This is a genomic window from Arenibacter algicola (assembly GCF_000733925.1).
GTDB lineage: Bacteria > Bacteroidota > Bacteroidia > Flavobacteriales > Flavobacteriaceae > Arenibacter > Arenibacter algicola.
In genome coordinates this window covers 1,706,980-1,730,914 of the sequence record NZ_JPOO01000001.1, presented here as the reverse complement: position 1 = coordinate 1,730,914, position 23,935 = coordinate 1,706,980, and the positions used below count along the sequence as shown (strand labels likewise).

Sequence of the window (23,935 nt, the reverse complement as noted above, 5' to 3'; positions counted from 1 at the left end):
TGCCGGGTTTAATTGATAAATTGAAATTCAGGAGATATCAAGGTTGACCAAAACAAATCCTGTAAGGCCTCTTTTTTTGGTTCGCTCCCCAATACTGAAATCATTATTTTCTTTTCTTGATCACTGGCTTCCCTGCCCAACGATTTCTGATAGAGTTCCTCTACAATTTTTTCACTATCACCTCCGTACCTTTCAAGCCATATAATTGCTCCCTCTTCGAGAACGTTGTTGAAAAACTCTCCATTGGTCAATTCCAAGGCCTGCAATAAAGTGGCCTGTTCGTCACGTGAAGTGGTTACATTTTCCCTACTTGGTCGCCCCAAAGCTTTCAGGAACGGGTGCTGCTCCACAAGGCTGGCCCTGGCAAATTCCCCGTCATGGTCATCAAAAGTAAAATCTATCAGATTGCCCCAATTTGACGTACCGTAATTGCGGACTTCCTTCCATGCATAATCATTATATCCGGCACTTGTCCAATCTTCATTTGGTTTGATGGCCGTACTTTTCCAACTGCTATCGGAATTCAAAATCATCTTACTGCCATCTGCATAACTTATTTTCATGGAGAACAGTATTCCAGCTGGATTTGCAATATTCCCTTCATTAACACCTTCGATAGCGATTGTATTTGTTCCTTTGGTCAAAGCGTTTTGTACCTTCAGTTTATCCACTTTCGTCCAATCCGTTCCCTCTGATATCTTTTTTTCATTGATGTAAAGCGTATATGAATGATCTACGGAAATCAGGACGGCTGCACTCGCTATAGGTTTGTCATGGAGTGAGAACGTCTTTCTAAAGTATCTTTTACCGGGTTCGGGCAGTACATCACGGTCGAACTTTATTTCCCTATGCCAGACCCTGGAGGATGGCAGCGCATTACCTTTTGGGTTATAGGCTACGGCGGCATACACTGGTTTGATCAATTGGCTTACGGCGTCAGAGAATTGTTCAGCACTCATGCGCTTAAGAATTGGCCCCTTAAATACATAATTTGACTTAACATCCTCTATATTTTTATAGTTGACGTTAGGAAATTGATACACCTTGGAGGTCATTATCCGTTTGATCAAATGTTTAAGGTCGTAACCGGATTCCACAAAATCGGATGCCAACCAATCTAGCAGATCTGCGTCCCAAGGCTCATGGTCCATCTCATCCAATGGTTCGATAATGCCCCTGCCCATCAAACGGTCCCAAAATCGATTGGTAATGGTTCGGTACAACCTGCCATTTTCAGGTTTTACGATCACCTCCGATAGTTTAAGTAATCGTTCTTTAAGACTTTCCGCTTCCACATCGCCCAATTCGGGATAAAGGAAATTCACCTTTGCCATTTTACCAATAGGTTTGTCACAACGGTTCAATTCCATTACGGAGTCGGCAAAAATAGATGCAAAACCATAGGATTGTTCTAAGGTCAGATTACTTACAAAGCTATTATGGCATGAAGCACATTTTACATTAACACCCATTAAAGACTGACCAATGTTTTGGGCTGCCTGCATTTCGGTGCGCTGACTGGCATTGACTACTCCTCTCCATTCAATTCCTTTTATAAAACCCTCAGATACCTCTGTCGGATTCACCAGTTCCTTCACCATTTTATCATAGGACTTATTTTCTTCCAAGGAGGCATATAACCATTGGGTGATCTGTTTTCTTCCTCCGGTTATGAATCCGGTTCCGCTATAATCGTTACGTAAAAGATCGTTCCAAAAACTTAACCAATTTTGGGTGTAATTATGGGTGTCATTGAGCAGCTCATCTATTAGTACATCTCTTTTGTTGGGGTTGGGATCAACTACGAATTCTTCTAGGTCCTTTGGCTCCGGAAGTAGCCCGATTATATCCATGTAAGAACGTCTAATAAATGTCCTGTCATCAACCACCTCAGGCCAGTCAATGTTATTTTTTTCAAAGTACGATTCGATTAATTTGTCTACTGGGTGGGTCTGAATTTCAGTTTTTGGCAGATCAGGTTTTTCAAGGGCCAACTCTGCTTCTGGAAATACTTTTAAAGCTTGATCGGTCCAATGGGCTCCGTTTTGTATCCATAATTTGATCAACGAAATTTCATTTTCTTTTAGCACCTTTCCTTTTTTTGGCATAACGTTGTCATCATTCGGCGATAGCGTTATCCTTTTATATAATTCACTTTCTGCAGGTTTTCCGGCAACAACAACCAGTCCAGATTCCCCTCCTTTGAAAACTCCTTCTTTGCTGTCCAACATTAATTCACCTTTTTGCTTATTCTCACTATGGCATTGATAGCAATTATGGGCAAAAATAGCACGAACCTCCAGGTTCAGTTTGTCCTTCTGCTCCAACGACAATGAATCCGTTTTTTTTAACTCTGTAAGTAGGGCCAGTGATTTACTATTGTCATAAGTATTGTTATTGCCGGGTAGGACACTCGTAAGATAGTCTTCGCCGTGGGTGAGGCTTGCCCCTAAATGTCCTGCAATGGAAAGGAAAAAGACAGTTAAGAAAAGTCCTAATCGATATATACGATAATCATGCAATTTTTTATTTACCACATTTCGTAGTAATAATAATGTTGCAACGGCAAAAAAGGCAGTCGCCAGTCCTGTATATTGATGGTAGGACACTAAGTCGCCGGTATAATCATCGTATGTACCAAGCAACCAGCCCATTAAAGCGGCAATTGTAGCCGTGGCCGCTCCAACAATAAGCATCCAATAAATTCCATCCCGCAATCCTTGGCGTTTTCCTCCAATCGTAAATAGTTCAAAAATAAAGGCTACAACCAACAATCCTATCGGGAAATGCACTAACAAGGGATGCAAGCGGCCTAAAAGCTGAAATATCCAATTAATATCTTCCATCTATTGTGTTAATCTTTAAAATGCCAATGGCAATAGTATTCAGGTCCAACAATACATCAATGTGGTCCTGAATACTAAAATCAGCCAATGTTCTTTAGTTCGAGGTATAATTTTAATATCCTTCGTTTTGCCCTAACTCTGGATTTACAACCCGCTCCCTTTCTGGTATGGGAAATAATATTTCATGTGTGTCAAATATATAATCCCCAGCTGAAAATCCTACCGACCCCCTAGGAGTTGTTTGGTTGGCTTTTTCCGAGGCCCCGTGGGCATTTAAATGTGCAACAAGTTCTGTAGTACTCAAGGTTCTTCTCAAGTCAAACCAACGATGATTTTCAAATGCTAATTCAATCCTTCTTTCATGAAGTAAGACTGTTCTGAACTCATCTTGGGAAAGCCCCGAGACAGGGAGTAAATCCGCTCTATCTCTTACTTGGTTAAGATAACCATAAGCCACATCATTTGGCCCAGACTGCTCATTGATTGCTTCGGCAAGCATTAATAATACATCAGCATATCTGTAAATAGGCCAATTATTATCGGGACGGCCTTGAATGGAATGTTCATAACGAAACTTTTCTATAAAGGGAATTGCGACAAAATCTCCAGTATTCATATTGGTATACCCTTCGCTCAATGAAATGGACTTGCGTAAATCACCATCCTCATAATCTCCAATGATATCCAATGTAGGAATATTCCATCCACCTCCGCTTATTCCAGGGAAGCCTGTGACCTCACCATTTGTAAACTTAGGGTAAAAATTATAAATGAATCCGCTTTGTTCTCCTAGATCATTTCCTCCTTGAAATTGTACTTCAAAAATAGATTCAATATGGTTTTTGTTATTGGGGTCAAAAACATCGGCATAATCGGGCAATAAGTCGTATAGGTTAGAATTTACGACTTGATCAAGAACTGTCTTAGCCATTGCATAATCTTTTCTTGTTAACCAAAATTTACCAGAAAGTGTAAGTGCAGCACCCTTTGTCAATCTTCCGGCAACAGTGGTGATAGGTAACGACGCTATTGCAATATCTAGATCACTTTCAATTTGAGCATAGACGGCTGAAATTGGGGATCGCTCTAATTCAAAGGCAGCGGAAGGATTAGTTAATGGTTCGGTAATAAGAACTACATCACCATAATATTGGGTTAAAAGAAAGTAATAATATGCTCTAAAAAATCGCAACTCTCCTTCGAATTGGGACTTTGCGCTAGCATCTATGTCTGCTTCCTCTAGTTTGGCCAAAGTTAAGTTGATATTTCCCATGGCGTTGTATGTATCTCTATAGAGGTCATACATTCTACCGGTACCGGAATTATACTGCCAGTATTCAAAGGATTCAATATTGGGTGCATTCCCCCTATTCCCTTCATCAAAGTGAACAGTGGTGTTGTCTGTGATCATCTCGCTGTAAAGCCACTGATTACCTGTAATATTCTGCAATTGTCCATATACTCCGACAATAGCTTGAGTCACTTGCTTTTCGTTTTGATAAAAACTGCTTTCCCCTAATTGATTAGGGTTAGGTTTGTCCAAAAAATCATCGCTACACGAAAACATGGACAAAACCACCGATAAACTTATAAATATCTTGATTAAATTTTTCATTCTGTAGTTTTTTAAATATTAAAATTTGAATGTTGCTCCCAGAGAAACTGTACGTGCTAGCGGGTATGGTGTTTCATCCACTCCAGGCCTTAACTCACCACGATCATTGGGTTGAGGATTACCATATTCATAACCCGTAAAGAGGAGAAGGTTGTCCCCATTAACATAAACTCTGACTCCGTCAACAAAGGAATTTTCATTGGTAGGAATAGTATAACCTAAGGATAAACTTCTCAACCATACATGGCTAGCGTCTGAAATATACCAACTGTTCCCTTCACGTTCCCATTTCCAAAAATTGGAAGTAGGACCTGCATCACCAGACATGGTAGTATACCTAAATCTATCCGCTGCTCTCACCTCTACATTGAATACTCCGTCCATATTCATTGTGGTATGTTCTATTTCTGTAAAAACTTCATAGTTTTGTGCTCCAGTGAAAACTACATTCAAATCAAACGCTTTGTAATCAAGCCCCATATTGAAAGCATAAACGAATTCTGGATGTGGATTACCAATTTCAACAAAATCTTGAAAATCATATGTAACCTCACCATCTCCATTAGCATCCCAATACTTGAACGAACCTGGTACAGCACCATCCTGAATAGGTGATGCATCAATTTCCGCCTGAGATTGGAACACTCCAAGGTTTCTAAAGCCATGCAACATAGCAATGGGCCTGCCTACCTGAGAAACATGATGTGCACCATAAATACCACCAGTTCTGATTTCGTCGTTATCCCCATCTATTTCGAGTACCTTGTTTTTATTGAACGAAATATTGAAATTACTACGGAACTTTAAGTCTTCGGTAATATTAGTTCTATAATTCAACCCTAATTCAATACCTGTATTTTCTACTTTACCAATATTCGTAAAGGTGGTCTCAAAACCAGTTATTACAGGTATATTCACTGGTAAAAGCATGTCAGTGGTAGTTTTTTTATAATATTCCGCTACAAAGCTTAGGCGATTGTTGAACATTGTTAAGTCGATACCATAATCAAATTGTTCGGATTTCTCCCAACCGAGGTTCGGATTGGATAGTGAGTTTAGGATCTTACCAGGTTGAAAACTCCCCCCAAAAATATAGTTCGTAGTTGAAAGAGTTGATAAACTAGGATAATTACCAATATCATTGTTTCCCGTGGCACCAAAACTTGCTCGTAGCTTTAAATCATTCAGCCATGATGTATCTTTCAAAGGTGCCTCTTCAGAAATTCTCCAACCTGCTGAAATAGCTGGAAAATTACCCCATCTATTGTTAGAGCCAAACCTTGAACTTCCTTCCCTACGATATGTAGCAGAAACTAAATATTTATTTTTAAAAGTATAGTTGATCTGCGCAAAATAGGCTAAAAGACTCCAACTGGATTCTTGAGAATCCACTCCAATAGATTCGGCCTGTTGCAAAAATCGAACATCATCATCGGGAAATTTTGATCCATTTCCTCCAATAGCCCGAAAAGTAGACTCCTGTGAAGTATACCCTAATAAGGCGTTAACATTGTGAACTTCGTTTAATACCTTTGAATAGGAAAGCAGTTGGTCTGCAGACCAATTGAAGGTTTCGTCATATCGCTCGTTTAGGACAGCGTTATTTGGTGCAGGCTGATTCCAAGAAAAGCCTGACAAGGTCGATGGCGTAAACTGATTATATCTAGAATTCACCAAACTTGCATTAAGAGTTGATTTGAATGTAAAATCCTTTAAAAACTTGAACTCTGCGTAACTGTTGGCTAGCAGCCTGTTTGTGTTGAGAGTGGTTTTTTGTTCATGCAAGATCTGTACAGGATTGGCACTATTAAAAATCAAATCACCTGGAGTATCCTTATCACCTAAATAGGCATTAAAACTTCCATCTTCATTATAAACAGGTTCCCGAGGGTCTACCCATAATGCAAGTCCCACAGGGGTATGTCTATTTCCGGCACCAATAATTCGTTCATTTGTCCTGGATCCGGATAAATTCAGCCCAACGGTGATGTTATCAGTAATCTTATTGTCGATTTTAGCCCTTACATTGAAACGTTCAAAATTTGTTTTGATAACAACCCCATCTTGATCCATATAGCCTAAGGTTATTAATGACTGTGTCTTTTCGTTACCTGATGCGATTGAAAGATCGTATTTCGTAAACAAGGGACTATTAGCCAATATCTCATCCATCCAATCCGTGGATATTGTGTTATTCTCCGGATTACGAATACCTTCTGGAATTTCACTTTCGGAAGGTTCCGATCCATTACTGGCAATGTATCGATCAATCCAACTTGATTTTTGAAATTCTCCAAATTCCACGGCATTCATCATATCAACTCTACGATCTTTCGGAACATTCTGAAAACCGGTAGTAACATCTAATGTGACACTGGTCTTACCTACTTTTCCTTTTTTGGTTGTAACGAGAATAACACCATTTGAGCCTCTTGCCCCGTATATTGCTGTTGAAGCCGCATCTTTCAATATAGAAATAGATTCTATTTCATTAGGATTTAAACCATCGGATGATTCAAGAGGAAAACCATCAATTACCCATAGCGGATCATTTCCTGCACCAAGTGACCCTAAACCTCTAATGGAAATATCAAGATTCTGGCCAGGACGTCCTGAACTAGATGCCACGTTAACACCAGGAGCCTGCCCCAATAATAACCTTGAAATACCAGCAGCCGGAACATCCGCTACTTCTTCAAGGTCCACTACGGAAACTGCGGATATAATATCTTTCTTTCTTTTGGTACCATATCCTACGACCACAACTTCATCAAGAGCTGCGGTATTTTCTGAGAGTGTTACGTTTATAGTCTGTTGTGTGCCTACGGATATCTCTTTGGTCACAAATCCGATATAGGAAATTATTAAAATGGCGTCATTGTTTACCTCTAAATCGTAATTACCATCAAAATCCGACTGCGTTCCATTTAATGTGCCCTTTTCAACAATAGTTGCACCTGGTAAAGGAGTGCCGCTATCGTCAGTAATGGTTCCATTCACTTTAAATTGTTGAGGCTGTGTTGTAGTTGAATTTGATTTTTGGAGTGTATTAGTTCTCTCCGAGGATTTTTTTAGAACTATTTGAGTATCAAAAACTTCGAAGTCGATTTTTTGATCTTTAAAGAGCTCTTCTAAAATTGAATTGATGGGTTTTTTTTTGAATTTTAAAGTTACCTTGCGATTCAAATCCAAATCGATATTTTTATAAAAAAATCTAAATTCTGTTAAACTCTCTATTTCAGCGAATGCTGCTTTAATTGGGACTTCTGTTAAGTTAAGACTGATTATGGTCTTTTGGCCATATCCCGAACTGGCCTTAAGTTGAAAAAATGTGACAATTAGGAGAAGGAAGGTTATCCGCATTTTTAAATCGAGTTTCGGAATTGTTCCATAGGACAATTCCTTGGCATTGGTTTTTTTCATAATTTTGAATGATTTTTTAGTTGGTTAAAAGGACTGATGTAAAATCAAATTTATTGATCGGGAAATGTTGACGCATTTCCCGATTTTTTATCAATTTTCTAATGTGGTCTAATTCATTGGCACGGGTATTTTATTGAGTGTTTAGGATGGTCTTGATTTTATCTTTTAACTATAAACTTGGTTCTATAGTAATCGTATCGTTATTTAATTCATATTCGAATTTTGTATTCCTTTTAAACACTTCCAAAACTTGGGAAATTGGTCTTGCTACATTTGTTGGGACACTTAGTTAAGGGCAATATTGAAAAATCCTTAACTTGTTAAAACGATGAAAGAAAACAGAAGAATCTACAGTAAAGAATTTAAACAAAAGGCGGTGGAATTGAGCCACGTTCGTGGCAATGTGAACGATATTGCCCGTGAACTGGGTGTCAGATCGGAACTTCTCTATCGCTGGAGACGAGAGTTTGCCCATGATCCTTCCCTGTCCTTTAGTGGCAACGGGAATAAACAGCTCACCCCGGAAGCAAAAGAAGTTGCCAGGTTAAAAAGGGAGCTCGCCGATGTAACCATGGAGCGGGATATCTTAAAAAAGGCGATAGGCATCTTCTCCGCGAGCGACAGGAAATCTACAAATTCATGAAGGACCACCGATTGGAATTTCATGTTGGGAAGATGTGCAAAGTTTTTAAAGTGAGCAAAAGTGGGTTTTACAGAAGTCAAAGAATGCTTCCTTGCGACCGGGACAATGAGAACCGGATGCTACTTTTTCAAATTGGGCGGATACACCAGAAAAGTAAGGCGACCTACGGAAGCCCGCGGATAACCGATGAGCTCAGGGCCCAAGGATTCGATGTGTCCAGGCCACGGGTGGCCCGGCTGATGAAACAAAAAGGTATACGGGCCGTGCATGCTAAAAAGTTTGTGGTCACCACCGATTCCAAACACAAATATCCGGTAGCAGAAAATAAATTGGACAGAAACTTTTCAGCGCAAGCTAAGGCCCGGGCCTGGGTATCGGACATCACCTACATAAAGACCGGGAGGGGATGGCTTTACTTAACGATAATTATTGACCTTTTCGACCGTAAGGTCATAGGTTGGTCACTCAGTAGCGATCTGAGTGCCGCAAACACTTGTATGGCCGCATGGAGAATGGCTGTTAAAAACAGACCGCTTTCGGGAAAATTGATATTCCATTCGGATAGGGGCGTACAATATGCCTGCAATGCCTTTAGAAACCTATTGGGCAGTTATGAAGGAGTTCAGCAGAGTATGAGCAGGAAAGGGAACTGTTGGGACAATGCCGTTGCGGAAAGCTTCTTTAAATCCATAAAGGTAGAACTCATATACAGGACCCGTTATAAGAGAAAAGAACAGGCCGCTATATCTGTGTTCGAGTGGATAGAAACCTGGTATAACCGAAACAGAAGACATTCAGCTCTGGGTAACCGCACAATACTAGAATTTGAACAAATAATGCAATTTAAAAATGTAGCTTAACTTTTTGTCCCGTTTTTTGTTGCAAGTTCAAATAGTTTTGTACTGAAATGTACCCGTATAGCGTACGCTTTGCAATTCCTGATAATTATTTAGAATTTTTAAGTTATAATGCCTTTCAAGTTCCTTCACAATATCTGCGAATCTGTCATTATCAAAGTATAATATTCCTTTTGTCCAAGCTATATATTTTTGCACATCAACTTCTTGCACTGAAAACTCGCCATTTTGAATGACTGCCTGCTGTTTAGGAGATATTATTGTACCAACCTCTAGATTATCCTTTTCATTTGGTTTAAATACCTTTACACTTCCCTCTAATAATACTGCTGAAGAAGTGTCTTCATTTTCATAACTGGAAACATTGAACTTTGTTCCAAGAACACGAACATTCATTTTTTTCGTATGGACTATAAAAGGATGATCTGGATTTTCCTGAACAGTAAAAAATGCTTCACCTTCCAGAAAAACATCCCTGCTATTGGGATCTGTAAAAGTCACGGGGTATTTCAGTATTGTCCCTGAATTAAGTTGTACCACTGTACCATCTGATAGCTCAATCTCAAAACGCTTTCCAAAAGGTACTGTCAATCTATTATAAATTAATTCTTTATTATTGGCACCAACAGACTCATATTTAAGTTTATCTTTTTCTTGTTTAGCCACTATAGCGCTACCTTGCTTATTAGAAATTGTTTGGTTTATGTTTTCATTAAGAATTTCAACGCTACCATCACCTAATTCTAAGGTAATTTGGGATTGTTGAGATTTAGGCGTATTGGTATCAGTATTCGTCTCTGCTTTTTGGACTAAATCTACATTAGTGTATATTAAGAAGGTAGTGGCTAATAGTAGTATTATTACCGCGGCGTATTTTAGTACAGGGATATATACATTACGAATTATACTTTCTTTTTCTGATGTTTCATCTATAATATGGCGATACGCCTTCTCAGTATCAATTTGTCTAAACGCGAGGTCTAACTCTTGATTGGATTGTATGATTTCCTTAAAATAGGCTCTGTTTTCCGGTTTTTTCAACCATATCTTCAGAGAAAGCAATTCTTCCTCCGAGATTGTATTAGTAAAGTATTTAATCACTAAAGTTTTCAATATACTGAAGTTTTATTTATTACATTCTTAAGTATGATGCTTAAAAAATAATATACCCCTAAAAAAATTTTGTTTTTTTTTTGATATTATTATAAAAACTCCCAATTTTCAATGTATGTTAGTTTTGCAAATAACAGCCCATATATAGGAAGTTGAACCAAATAATTGATAAAATAACGGCTACAGGGTGCTTAATCTAGGCTTCGATTAAGAAACTTTTGAAATTTATGGAACTCATATTTGCCCTATGCTTCGTTATGTTATTGCTAATTATATTCCTGGTTTAGGTTCGTGGTTACGATTAAGCTTTCAAATTGTATAAAATTAATATTAAGTACAGTATTAGAACTATTTGTGCAGGTCATTTGGGACTATAAAAATTTGAATTCATGCATGTTCATCAATAATTTTTTTGCAGAATAATTATAATATCCACAGTATTAGTCTTAATTTTCATGCATGTTGGCACTATTTATTAATGTTAAAAATAATTAATGGTTAAGAATGAGTGAGGAAGAAATATGGGAATGTATACAACAAAATGATAACCATGCCCTAAAAATACTTTTCGATTTGCACTACAGACCATTATGTGTTTATGCCTTGCAGTTTTCTAGCCGGCTGCCAGATGCCGAAGATATTGTTCAAACTATATTTATTAAGCTTTGGACTAAACGTACAGAGTTGAATGTAAACACCTCTATAAAAGCGTATTTATATAGATCAGTTTACAATGAATGTATGCAAAGTGTTCGAAAAATTAAAAAAATAGAAGGATCTGTAGATGACCTTAAATATGAAATTCTTCAAGATCAGATTGAAGAAGATTTATCATCTCAACAGTATAAATTGGAAAAAATCAATAAGTTGATAGAAGAATTACCATGTCGATGTAGGGAAATTTTGCTGCTTAGCAAAAGAGATGGTTTAAAAAATAAAGAGATAGCTAAGAGGTTAGGTATTTCCATTAAAACTGTGGAATCCCAAATGGGAATAGCATTCAAAAAAATTCGTAAAGGGTTCGAGAATGAAGAATTAATACTTTTTATATATTTCCAAACAAGTTGTACTAACAATTGACGAAAACATATTTAGGAAGGAGCTTACGATAGGATGGATTACATTATTTAATTGTCTCATTTTCAAGTATTAAACAAACTTTTTTTAAGACTGAATGACTCCCTTAAAACACAGCCTAGTTAATTTATATGGTATCCCGTCTTATTTCGCAATAATTTTCAGGCAATACACAAGATATGGACAACAACAAAACAAGTTTATCTTAATCCGACGAGCAATAATTTCTAACAGATAATTAATATTGTATCAGTGATAATTATTTACTCACACATTATCAAGGTATCTGACTCTACTCTGGCACAAATTTCCACCAAAAAACTTACCTTACCCCCTTCACCCTAAAGGAATAGGTTCCCGAACCAATTTCAAGTATGGTTTCCTGATCGTTGGATTCCAAAATAGTAACGGATGCCACCTTGGATAATGTTTTATTTCCTTCCTTAATGCTGGATATCTCCGCAGTGGGAATATGAACTTTGGCTGTGGTGTTCACAGGAATTTCGATATTCATTAGCACTTCCTTCCCTTTCCAGTTCCAAGCCGATGATATAGTGCCGCATATACTTTTATAACTCCCATTTATATAATCCATCTCCTTACTAATGGATGGTTTTATGATGATATTGCGATAGCCGTCATCCTCGATATCTATGCCTATGGCATGTTGAAACATCCATTCCGCCACCGAACCAAATGCATAGTGGCTAAAGGAATTCATCTTGGCATTGAGGTCGGAGTTCTCCGCATCATCCTTGGTATAACTGTTCCATCGCTCCCATATGGAGGTGCTTCCATTTTCCACGGAATATCCCCAACTGGGATATTCGGTCTGCTGGAAAATTTTATAGGAGATATCGTCATAACCATATTTGGACAAGGCCAACATTACGTGTTTTGTTCCTAGGAATCCCGTTGAGAATTTAAATCCGTTTTTTTCTATTTTTTCCGCCAATATAGCAGCTCCTTTTGGTGCCAGATCCCTGGGGTACAAATTAAAACAAAGAGCCAGCGCATAGCTGGTCTGTGTATCTTCGGAAGTGCGGCCGTCGTCCAAAATATATTTCTGTGCAAAGGCCTTTTTAATATTTTCAAAGAGCTTGCCGTACTTTGCGGCATCTTCGGTTTTTCCCAATGCTTCTGCCATTTCCGCCATCAGTTTTGCATCATATCCGTAAAAGGAAGCGCCAATAAAATCGTGACTGGTCTCTTCGTTGACGGCAAGCCAATCCCCCCAATTATTTCCTCCGCCAGGCCTTAAATAATCGGTGCTGGCATCTTCCTGAAACTGCATAAATTTTTCCATCCCCTTGTACATATATTCTACAATGCGGGTATCATTATAGACCTTGTACATATTGTAAGGAATAATAACCCCAGCATCCATCCAAGCAGGGGCGTATTGATTTGGCCTTGAGTACGGAAAAGGCGCAAAGTTGGGATAGGCCCCATACCAGCGTTGGGCATCATCCAAATCGATCAAAAACTTGGTCATAAAGGCTGCTACATCGGCATTATAGGTAGCAGAACGCATGTAGATCTCGGCATCTCCCGTCCATCCCAAACGTTCATCCCTTTGCGGACAATCTGTAGGTATTTCAAAGAAATTGGCACTTTGGGTGGTTTTGATATTTTTGAAAAGCGTATTGTTCATGGCATTGGAAGAACCAAAAGTACTGGCATTGGTCTCTATAGAACTCAAAACGTGGCCCGTAATGATCTCCAGAGTGGGCTTACCCGGGAATCCGGTGACTTCAACATATTGAAAGCCGTGATAGGTGAATTTTGGCTTCCATACTTCCAAGCCTTCCCCTTTCAAAATATAGGTATCGGTAGCCCTTGCCTGTCGTAAGTTTTCGGTCTGTATCTGACCATCGCTCTTTAAAATTTCCCCAAAGCGGAGTTGGACCTTTGTGCCCTTGGGTCCCTGTACCTTGAGTTCGGCAATACCGGCAATGTTCTTTCCAAGATCAAAGACATAGGTTCCCGGACTTGGTTCTGTCATTGCTATGGGCTTCAATATCTCCGTATTCTTGACCTGGGTTCCGGGATAGGCTTCCAGTTTTCCATTGGGATAGGTGTAGACTTTAGGCCTTTTCCATTGACTATCATCAAAGTTGGGCGCATCCCAGCCTGTATTTTCCAAGCGGGCGTCATAGGTCTCGCCCATAATGATATCCGCCTCCCGGATGGCTCCTTGGTTGGATTTCCACGTTTGGTCCGAAGCAATGGTCTCCATACTGCCATCTTCATATTCAATCTGTATTTGCCCCATAAAAGATGGATTTACCCCATAGAACTCCCGTACCTTATCCAAACGCACCAACAGGGCATAACCGATGTAGCCAGCATACCAACCATCGGCAATAACCGCTCCTATTACATTCTCCCCTTCCCATAGGTTATTGGTAACATCGAATGTTTGGTAGTATAATCGTTTGTCATAGTCCGTCCATCCCGGTAAAAAATTGGCCTCCCCTACTTTGTTGCCGTTTAAGCGCAGTTCATAAAGTCCCAAGGCAGTAGTATAGGCCGTTGCCTTTTTTATTTTCTTGTTCAAATTAAAGGATTTGCGCAGGTAGCGGGCAGGTGGCAGGTATAGACTATCGTATTTATCGGCCTTATTATAACCCACATCATGGCCTATAAAGAGTCCTTGCCAATTGGAAAATTTTAATAGACCCATGGACCAGTAGGCAGGAGTGCTCCAGGTGGAAATTATATCCGATTCGTCCCAAACCCGTACTTTCCAATAATATTTGGTGGCGGACACCAGCGGAATGCCTTCGTATACGATTTGATTGGTGTGGTTGGAAATCACCTTGCCGCTATCCCAAATATCGGTCTGGTCCTGAGAAAGTTTTTCCAAGGAAGAAGCCACTGTAATTTGATAGGCCGATTGTGCCCTGTTTCTACCTTCCCCCTTTAATATCCAACTAAATCGGGGTTGCAGCACATCGATGCCTTCTGGATTTTCGTGATATTCCACCCTAGGCTCATGTATGGAAAGGGCTTTTGAATCCCCGTTTTGGGAATAGGAATTGCCTACTGTAAAGAGGATAATAAAAAGGAGCGTAAGTCTGGTCTTCATGGATATTCTGCCTTAGAAATTATAAAATATGGTCTTATAAAACAATAATACCCCCCATTCCAAATAAACGCATCCTGTACTGTGCTGTTTTAGCCTGCTCTTATAGCCAGGCGGGGTTAAACCATCGCTATTTGCAGCACGGTACAGGGGACAGAAGCATTGATCTGGATCAATTGACTGCCTTGAAAATAATTAGGTCCATAAAGTTAGATACAATTAATTGTTTAGGTTGATGATGTGTGGATAGCGTAGCCGAGGTTTATCAGGTTTAATCCAGTCTAGGATTGTCAGGTCTAGCGGAGTCGGGGTTTGTACGGTCAAGAGGAGTCGGGGTTTGTCAGGTTGAGACCCAAGAAATTTTATTTTTCAAGCGGTAATAATGACGTAAATTGGATCATAATCTACCGAATTGCAAAATAATCGTAGTCGGAATAGTGTTATTTACCTGTGTTCGAGCATGATTTTCAAAAATTTGGAAAGCGAATCTGGTACTCAATTTCTATAATTGATGTCCGTATGGTAGTCTTGCAAGCTTGTTTTTTTTGAAGGCAATTTGGTTTTATAATCATATAGCTATGAAAAAGATCAGAACCCATGCCGCAGGTATCGACATTGGGGCAAAAAAAGTGTATGTGAGTATCGAGGACCTGCCTGTAAAAAGCTTCGATACCTTTACCCAGGACCTGGAGGCTCTGGGCGTTTATCTGGTGGCCCATGGCATAGAAACTGTGGCCATGGAGGCTACGGGCGTCTATTGGGTCATTTTGTACGATATACTGGTGTCCCAAGGTCTGGATGTTTGGCTGGTCGATGGAGCGGGCACCAAACAGGTTCCCGGCAGAAAGACCGACGTAAAGGATTGCCAATGGATACAGCAATTACATAGTTATGGGCTGCTGAACAAATGTTTCGTGCCCGATATCCGGATACAGGAACTGCGCGCCTATCAACGCCTTCGCGAGGACCACATCCGTAGTGGTGCGATGCACATCGGCCATATGCAAAAGGCATTGATACTGATGAATATCCGGCTGAAGGAAGTAATAAGCCAGATCCACGGGACAAGTGGGATGCGGATTGTCCGCGCTATCCTATCAGGCGAAAGGAATGCCGAAAAACTGGCATTGCTATGTGATCAAAGGATACTTAAAACAAAAAAGGAATGGGTGATAAGATCATTAAAGGGGCATTATTCGGAAGCCGCATTGTTCGAACTGGGCCAAGCCGTGGCCTGTTATGATTTCTATGGGGAACAAATTGCCATGTGCGACATAAAGCTGGAGGAGGTGTTGAAGAAGATGGACCTGGACGGTACACCAAAGCCAAGGTCCAAGGGAACAAGAAAAGCAATCCGTCACAATAGACCGGATATAGAGAATATGGGAGGACACTTGTTGGGGATCTTTGAGGGAAAGGATGCTACCGTCCTTCCCGGAATTACAGATTATAACTGGATGCAACTGCTTTCGGAGGTGGGCACCGATCTTGGGAAATGGAAATCGGAAAAACATTTCACCTCTTGGTTGGGGCTTGCCCCAAAACAACACAATTCGGGAAAAATGAAACGCAATTACAAACCCAAGGGAGCCCCAAGGGCAGGTCTGATCTTCAAACAGGCAGCAGTAGGCCTGCTCAACAGCAAGCACATTGCATTGGGCGCTTTCGGCAGAAAGATACGGGCCAAAAAGGGAGGATTGGTGGCCATAAAGGCAGTGGCCAGGAAATTGGCCGAACTGTACTGGAAATTGTTTGTAAAGGGACTGGAGTATGTGGAGAACGGTATCCAAAAATACCAAGAGAAAATGCTCTTGAACAAACAAAGGGCGGTAACAAGAATGGCACAAGAACTAGGGTTGGGGATAACTCCATTGAAAATGCAAAGTGCTGATTAACAGTTTTCTATGATAGACGTCAATGGTAGCGGATCCCGATGGTTATCGGGAGAGACCTCAATCTAAAGATACAACTACCTATAACCTCTCGACTCCGCTCGAGGTGACCGTAGACATCCCAGAATAAACAATAGAAAAGCGCGAGGTGACAAAAATAGTAACCTGGATTAATTGACTGCCTTGCAAGTAATTTAGACCATGGCATCGGTCCTTGAAGTTAAATACAATTAATTGTTTAGGTTGATGTTGTTTGGATAGCGGAGCCCGGGTTTATCAGGTTTAGCCCAGTCTAGGATTGTCAGGTCGAGAGGAGACGAGGTTTGTCAGGTCGAGCGGAGTCGAGACCTCATTAACCATCATTTTCAGGTTTATTATCGGAATGTGTTCCGTTTCTGCATTCCGCTAGTAGCTGTAGGACATCATATTGGCCCCTGGCCAATGCCAGTTTCTTTTTACCACTCCATTTTTTTAATTTTTTTTCAAAATATATGGCTTGTTTAACATCATTGAATTCTTGCTCAAAGATTAATTTGACCGGCCTCCTTTTATATGTAAAACAAGTTCTATTCAATCCCATTTGGTGCTCTTGGATTCTTCTTGCCAGGTTATTTGTTATGCCGGTATAGGTTAACCCATCAGAACAAAGCAATATGTACACATAATAAAATTTCATAATGATCGGGTTGAATAGGTCTCGACTCCGCTACGGACATTGCTGCTGATTAAGTTAGTATTCTTTTTTGAATTAATGCGGATTGATTACACAAATATCTATGATTATAGGGTCTATAATTCCTGAACTAGTCAGGTAATACCTAAGTCATGATTTCATAATGCTCGGGTTGAATAGGTCTCGACTCCGCTCGACCGGACATTGCTGCTGATTAAGTTAATATTCTTATTTGGAATAATGCCTATTCATGACACATATGTCCATGATTATAGGGTCTATAATTCCTGAACTAGTCAGGTAATACCTAAGTCATTATTTCATAATGCTCGGGTTGAATAGGTCTCGACTCCGCTCGACCGGACATTGCTGCTGATTAAGTTAGTATTCTTTTTTGGAATAATGACTATTCATGACACATATGTCAATGATTCTCTGTTGAGATTTATAGTCTAGGTGTGTTGGGTAGAGCCGAGTATAGTTATATCTGAATGAACGGAGCCCGGGTTTATCAGGTTTAACCCAGTCTAGGATTGTCAGGTCGAGCGGAGTCGAGACCTCAATCTAAAGATACAACTACCTATAACCTCTCTTCCGATAACCTCTCGACTCCGCTCGAGGTGACAGTAGACATCCCAGAATAAACAATAGAAAAGCGCGAGGTGACAAAAATAGTAACCTGGATTAATTGACTGCCTTGAAAATAATTAGGTCCATAAAGTTAAATACAATTAATTGTTTAGGTTGATGTTGTTTGGATAGCGGAGCCCGGGTTTATCAGGTTTAACCCAGTCTAGGTTTGTCAGGTCGAGACCCAAGAAATTTTATTTTTCAAGCGGATAAAATGACATTATTTTAAAAATTTGATTTTGGGGTAAATATCAAATATGATACAGGTAGAGAGACAGTTAAAGGTATGAGTTATAAACTGAAGGTTTCCAGATCGTCATTTCGAATGCATATGAGAAATCGCACATCTATCTAGCTCCCGGCCAGTATGTGTGACTTCTCGTCGTCCCGAAAAGGGACTCTGTCGAAGTGACTATCGTTACCAATTCATATCATTCATATTGAGACTATTAATAAAGACGTCAATGGTAACGAGCGACAGTGAGGAGAAATCACACATATAGCTCAACCAAAACATGATATAATCTCCAAATTTCTCAACAAACTCATACCTTGCCAGTGCCTTTACCAATACTCAGCGTGTGCAACTTCTCTCCCAATAATCATCGGAAGTCCCAAAAAAAGGACTCTGTCGAAGTGACTATCGTTACCAATTCATATCATTCATATTGAGACTATTAATAAAGACGTCAATGGTAGCGGAGTCGAGACCTCAATCTAAAGATATAAGTGCCCATGACCTCTCGACTCCGCCCGTCTGCCGCCGGGCAGGCTCGAGGTGACAAAAATAGTAACCTGGATTAATTGACTGCCTTGCAAGTAATTTAGCCAGGGCATCGGTCCTTGAAGTTAAATACAATGAATTGTTTAGGTTGATGTTGTCTGGATAGCGGAGCCCAGGTTTGTCAGGTCGAGAGGAGACGAGGTTTGTCAGGTCAAGAGGAGTCGGGGTTTGTCAGGTCGAGCGGAGTCGAGACCTCAATCTAAAGATTTTACTGCCCATGACCTCTCGACTCCGCTCGAGGTGACAGAAGAACTACAATTAATCATGAACCAATCATTCCCCTCTATCCCCGTATCCACTAGTATCCGTTAGTGTCTCCATAAAGGCAATAATATCCGCAATTTCCTGCTGGGACAGATCCAAGGGAGCATCGGGCAGGGTTTGGTTCTCTACCTCCAAACCCATCCCTGCGCCACCGCCAAGTTTGTAGAATGCCAAAACCTCTTCCAGGGTATCAAATAAGCCATTGTGCATATAGGGTGCTGTTAAGGCAGCATTTCTGACAGTAACCGTTTTGAAGGAATTTTTAAGAAAAGGGTGATTGTCCAATTTTAGACCATTGGCCATTCGCCCCAAATCCGTATCCAACCTTGGGGCTATGGAATCAAAACCCTGGGTAATGCCCAAAACCTCCGATTCCGATTCCAGATAAAAAGGAGGTATGGTACCATTGAACACCGGGGCAAAATGACAACTGCCGCAGGCCGCTTTCCCCATAAACAAATTAAATCCGCGTTTCGCATTCTCGGGATACTCCGAGGTTTCGTTCCGCACATATTTATCGAACGGACTATTAAAAGATTTTAAAGAGTTTACATAGGCCGCAATGGCATTGCTAATGGAACGCTCATTGATATCCTCTTTGTTTATCCCTCCATAAGCCTCTTTAAATAGCTTATTATAGTTGGGGTTTTTATTGAGTTTATTTACAATAGCATCAAAATCGGTATTGAATTCCAAATCGTTGTCTATTACATGTATCACCTGCCTTTCAAGATCAGAAGCGCGCATGTCCCAAAAATATCGTGTGGAATAGCCTGCATCCATCAATGTTTGGGCATTTCTTTCGGTAAAAACCCCTTGTTGATTGGATACACTTTTGGGCAATCCATCGGAAAAACCTTTGTTGGGATTATGACAGCTGGCGCAGGACATCACATTGTCCTTGGAAAGCTGTGGATCTTGGAACAACAATTCACCCAAGACTATGGTCTTGGGGTTGTCCAGAGGCAGATAGACCAGTTCTGCATAAAAATCCGTGTTTAGGAAATCGACATCAAATATATTCTTGGCCTGATAGTTCTGGGCATGCTTTTTATAGGGCTCCAGCCTAATGTTATTCAAGTTTTGAAATTCCAACAGGGCCGCATACAAAGGATTGACCACCTCCTTTAAAAATGACAATCTATCAAAGTCGTTAAAATGGGTATTGGCGTTCAACACCTTCTTGCCCTGGCTAAAAAGTTTTTTGATAGCTACAAATTCGGTCTTGGCCTCTGGGGAAATCCCTGCATTAAAATATAGAAATGTGGTTTCCATACTTTGCCAACTCACATAACTCTCTTGCAACCCATTTACAGACCCCGGAGTGTCAAAGCCCGTTACCCCTAGGGTAAAGATCCTGACGATGCCGGAGCGGATGCACTCAATGATCTGGCTCGACTTCAAATTTATAGGCAAATGTATTTTCGCAATAAAATCTACCCGCTCTTTGAGTCCGTTGGCCAATACTTTTATGTGTTGCAAATTTTCAATTGAAGCCACTTCATAAACGGCTTCGTCCAATGCCTGTAAACCGCCAGGCGGAATCACTTTATCGGCTTCAAAATACTCGCTTACCTTGGGCAAAGGTGCTCCATTGATATAAGTACCATTGTAGAAGGTTTGGTAATAATCAAAAATAAACTCGATCTCCTTATAGACCAACCGAGTATTTTCCACCTGCTTTTTCAATGCCTCCCATTCGTCTAAAGAAGTTGTAGTATTGGCAAGGGCTACCAAGGAATTCACCTCATTTTGAAATTTTTGAAAATTGGCCGCGTATAATGCCGCTACCTTTTCCGGAACCGTATACTTTTGATACGCGCTTACCGACTTCCTCCCGGACAACAGCAACAGGAAAATAAAAATAGATCCCAATAAAATGCTCGACTTTTTCATGTTCAACCCCCGCTTTTTACCATTTTATGGGCTTTTTAATACCTCTAGCCTAGCTCTCCTATTGTGGACAATTCCCTTCAATGGGTTACTATGGAAGGGCCATTTCAACAGATCTCATTCCGCTAAACTATTCTATCGTTATAGATTCGGTATACCCATTTTTATTGGTAATTACTTCAATAACATAGACGCCTTTAGGCAACTTGCCCACATTGATGCTTTTCTTTCTGCTCTTCATCACCAATTTACCAATATTGTTATAGAATTTCACCTTCTTTAGTCGCTCGTTTTGGTCCACCTTAAGGTTGACCAAAGCCTTGCCGGCATCATAGGATAGCCCTGCACTTTTTGATCCCCGTACATTGGTTTCCCCTTTAAGATCCAAAGCTGTTTTGTTGATGGTGAAATAATCTTCAACCTCATCGGTTTCCCTTAAAAACTTTACGGTCAGGTTTTGTCCTCCCCTACCGTCATCTTCCACCTCCATAACACAGGATCCCAGTTGGTTCAAGGAAACGGACATGGCTTGATGGTTCAGGTCCCCTCCGGATATTTTACCGGCAGAACCCGTAGTAATATATACGGCACCTTCCGTAGCCATAGCCGTTTTTTGGTAGGCACCATCGCTATCCGCCTTACCATCCCCATTTCCATTAGGGCCCACGGTATTACCACCCTCGGTAATTTCATCCGGGTTAAACGTATTGGCAAATCCATAGTGTCCGTTCAAGAAATAGGAACGTTCATAAGAATGGCTATGCCCATTTAAAATAAGATCCACCCCGTTGGCCTCCATCATAGGCATAAAGTTTTCCCGCATTTCTATAAGTCGGTCTTCGGTATCCGAGTCATGCGAACCTTTTGTGTATACCGGATGATGAAACAAGGTCACTATCCAATCCTGTTTGGTGTTCTGTATATCGGTCAAGGTCCAATTATACATAGCTCCTCCTACCTCGCGACTGGTATGATGGGAGTCCAGTATTATAAAGTGAACATTGGCATAATCAAAAGAATAATAGGCCTCTGTCCCAGAGGCAGTTCCCCCGGCCTGGGCAGCGGTAGGGAAGGTAAATATATCATAATAAGGCCCGGACTGTGTTGCAGAATCGGCCGACTTCCCATCATGGTTTCCCAAGCAGGACCATGCCACGGATTTCTTCAACATATCGTCATAGATTTCGAACAGGGCATTTTGATATTCCTCATCCGTACCACTGCCGTAGGCATTATCCCCTAAAAACAACATCATATCCGTTTTACCGGTATTTTTGGGAGCCGCGTCCACATAATCGTAATAGGCATCACGTACATCCCTCTGATTGTTATTGGCCGTACCGGCATCCCCCAAAATCCAGGCACGCACAAATTGTTTGGTACCTGCAAGCGGTGCTGTTATTACGTACATATCACCGGAAGTACTTTCGGAAAGTACGCCTTCCTTATTACCGATATTGAAATAATACTTTGTGTTTGGGCTTAGACCGGTTAAGGCAACTTGGTGCTCGGTGGTCAAGGTATTGCTACTTGCTTTTTTTGACAATGAATTTAACTTTTTTCCGTAATGCACCACGGATTCAGTAGCTATATCCGTCCTCCATTTTACTACCACCGAGGTGGGGGTACCACTTTGCAGATAAGGCCCCCTTTGTACTGTTACCGCAGCAGGGCTCTGAGATAGCTCCACCTTGTTGGTCACCGCAACGGCATTGACATTAGGAAGGTCTACAACAGAGGTTTGGGCAAATGAATAGGCCGAACATAGGGCGGCTAGTAAAAAGGTACTTTTGTTGATCATGATTTTTGGTTGTTAATGGAGCTTTCCAAGCTATTTATTTGTTCTTTTAATTTTATTACCGGGCTCATATTTTTAAACTTTGGTTCCAATTGCTCAATAGCAACCGTAGCCAGCTTTAGGGATATGAAGGCCTCATGGGGTTTATGTATTTCCGCTAAATACTTCGCTTTTTTATAATACCAGAACTCTTTTCTGTTGTACTGAAGAATAAAATAATTGTATTGTTCCAAGGCTTTTTCGGTCTGCCCGGACTCTTTTAAGTAGTCCAATTTCTTAAGTTGAAGTGATAAAGTGTGGGGCCCCAGTTGGTCCAGCCCAGCTTGGATGGCCTCCAGGGTAGCCTTGTAGTTTTTATGGTTTTCGGCCAGAATGATGTCACAATATTCCAATATATCCTCGGGGCGGGTGTCGGTCATAGTATGGATCACATAACGGTAGGCCTCCAGGGATTTCTTGTAGGCTTGCAGCTGATACAGTATTTGGGCCTCCAATTTTTTGGCCCTAACATCTATGCTATCCACTTGCAAATATGAGCCTATACTTTTTAAGGCTTCGTTGTAGTCTTCGGTTAAAAAGTGAACCTCAGCAATACTGTAATATACGGCCTTGTCGGTATTTCCCAAAGCTTGGGATTTATGGTAATCTTCCAAGGCATTGCTGTACTCTATATGCTGTTGGTATAGAAGGCCTCTTTCGTAGTACAGTTCAGCATTGTTGGGATTTTCGGATATGGCTACCGTTTTTTCAGCGATGCGCATACTTAAGTCCCCATGGGCCAACAGCTGCAGGGATAGGGATAAAAAAAGCAGTATAAACAGGGTTCTTTTATTCACTAATTGTATACCCATTATTATTAAAAAATTCTTGAAATTTTGTAATTTACCTCACCCAGAACTGCAGAAAATGGCAGTTCTGACCTCTCCAAAGGAGAGGTAAATTGGAAGCCCTGCCTGACGAACAGGCAGGCCCGAGGCATAGCCGTCGGGGAATTATTCAGATTTAAAATCATTTCTATTGGTCAACATAATTTCCTTCTTAGGTAAGTTACGCCATAAGTTTATATTTTTAAAATAGACACCACTCTTGCCTCTTGTTGTAAATTTTCCAATTTACCAATGAATGGTCTCCAAAGCTTGGTTTAAATTCTCATTTAATAATGGAATATTAACATGTTACAGGGCAATATCCACCAGCTATCAAACATATTGAAACAATATTATATGTATTTCTCTATTGGGTTAATTTTTTGTTAAAACAATAATCGAGGTATTTTAGAAGATTGGGCATAAATCAGTCTGGTTATGATGCCTACAACGCCACAGACCTTATATACATA

General features: G+C 40.5%; 12 protein-coding genes. 3 read left to right on the top strand and 9 right to left on the bottom strand.

Annotated features, from left to right (window positions below; translation table 11 throughout):
* Positions 1–8: 8 nt before the first annotated feature.
* The 3 genes from U735_RS0107440 to U735_RS0107430 form a co-directional block, all read right to left on the bottom strand.
* Positions 9–2,846, bottom strand: coding sequence for a DUF1549 domain-containing protein (locus U735_RS0107440; RefSeq protein ID WP_031443219.1), 2,838 nt, complete (start codon positions 2,844–2,846; stop codon positions 9–11).
* 112 nt (positions 2,847–2,958) lie between these two features.
* Complete coding sequence (locus tag U735_RS0107435) at positions 2,959–4,461, bottom strand: RagB/SusD family nutrient uptake outer membrane protein (protein ID WP_031443218.1); 1,503 nt, start codon at positions 4,459–4,461, stop codon at positions 2,959–2,961.
* A gap of 18 nt (positions 4,462–4,479) precedes the next feature.
* A complete protein-coding gene (locus U735_RS0107430) occupies positions 4,480–7,884 on the bottom strand; it encodes a SusC/RagA family TonB-linked outer membrane protein (RefSeq protein WP_051891908.1) in 3,405 nt (1,134 codons plus the stop codon).
* A 328-nt stretch (positions 7,885–8,212) separates the two neighbouring features.
* Here U735_RS0107430 and U735_RS0107420 point away from each other — a divergent pair.
* A protein-coding gene (locus tag U735_RS0107420; protein WP_232233195.1) for an IS3 family transposase occupies positions 8,213–9,387 on the top strand; the annotation gives its coding sequence in 2 pieces (ribosomal slippage) (positions 8,213–8,468 and positions 8,468–9,387; 1,176 coding nt in all).
* A 27-nt stretch (positions 9,388–9,414) separates the two neighbouring features.
* Here U735_RS0107420 and U735_RS0107415 read toward each other — a convergent pair.
* Positions 9,415–10,497, bottom strand: coding sequence for a FecR family protein (locus tag U735_RS0107415; RefSeq protein WP_031443216.1), 1,083 nt, complete (start codon positions 10,495–10,497; stop codon positions 9,415–9,417).
* Between the two features lie 504 nt (positions 10,498–11,001).
* Between U735_RS0107415 and U735_RS0107410 the strand changes: the two genes are divergently transcribed.
* Positions 11,002–11,577, top strand: coding sequence for an RNA polymerase sigma factor (locus U735_RS0107410; protein ID WP_031443215.1), 576 nt, complete (start codon positions 11,002–11,004; stop codon positions 11,575–11,577).
* Positions 11,578–11,896: 319 nt separating this feature from the next.
* Here the strand turns inward: U735_RS0107410 and U735_RS0107405 are convergent, their stop codons facing one another.
* Positions 11,897–14,665, bottom strand: coding sequence for an alpha-L-rhamnosidase (locus U735_RS0107405; RefSeq protein ID WP_051891906.1), 2,769 nt, complete (start codon positions 14,663–14,665; stop codon positions 11,897–11,899).
* 575 nt (positions 14,666–15,240) lie between these two features.
* Between U735_RS0107405 and U735_RS0107400 the strand changes: the two genes are divergently transcribed.
* The gene (locus U735_RS0107400; RefSeq protein WP_031443213.1) at positions 15,241–16,557 is read left to right on the top strand and encodes an IS110 family RNA-guided transposase; all 1,317 of its coding nucleotides are present in this window, start codon (positions 15,241–15,243) and stop codon (positions 16,555–16,557) included.
* Positions 16,558–16,906: 349 nt separating this feature from the next.
* On the opposite strand, the gene U735_RS0107395 is transcribed toward U735_RS0107400, so the two are convergent.
* The 4 genes from U735_RS0107395 to U735_RS0107380 all read right to left on the bottom strand — a co-directional run bounded on the left by U735_RS0107395 (position 16,907) and on the right by U735_RS0107380 (position 23,447).
* Complete coding sequence (locus U735_RS0107395) at positions 16,907–17,230, bottom strand: GIY-YIG nuclease family protein (protein WP_031443212.1); 324 nt, start codon at positions 17,228–17,230, stop codon at positions 16,907–16,909.
* A 1,684-nt stretch (positions 17,231–18,914) separates the two neighbouring features.
* Complete coding sequence (locus U735_RS0107390) at positions 18,915–20,801, bottom strand: cytochrome-c peroxidase (RefSeq protein WP_034248084.1); 1,887 nt, start codon at positions 20,799–20,801, stop codon at positions 18,915–18,917.
* A 127-nt stretch (positions 20,802–20,928) separates the two neighbouring features.
* A complete protein-coding gene (locus tag U735_RS0107385; protein ID WP_051891905.1) occupies positions 20,929–22,599 on the bottom strand; it encodes a metallophosphoesterase in 1,671 nt (556 codons plus the stop codon).
* A complete protein-coding gene (locus U735_RS0107380) occupies positions 22,596–23,447 on the bottom strand; it encodes a tetratricopeptide repeat protein (RefSeq protein ID WP_031443209.1) in 852 nt (283 codons plus the stop codon). The genes U735_RS0107385 and U735_RS0107380 overlap by 4 nt, the downstream gene beginning before the upstream one ends.
* Positions 23,448–23,935 lie beyond the last annotated feature (488 nt).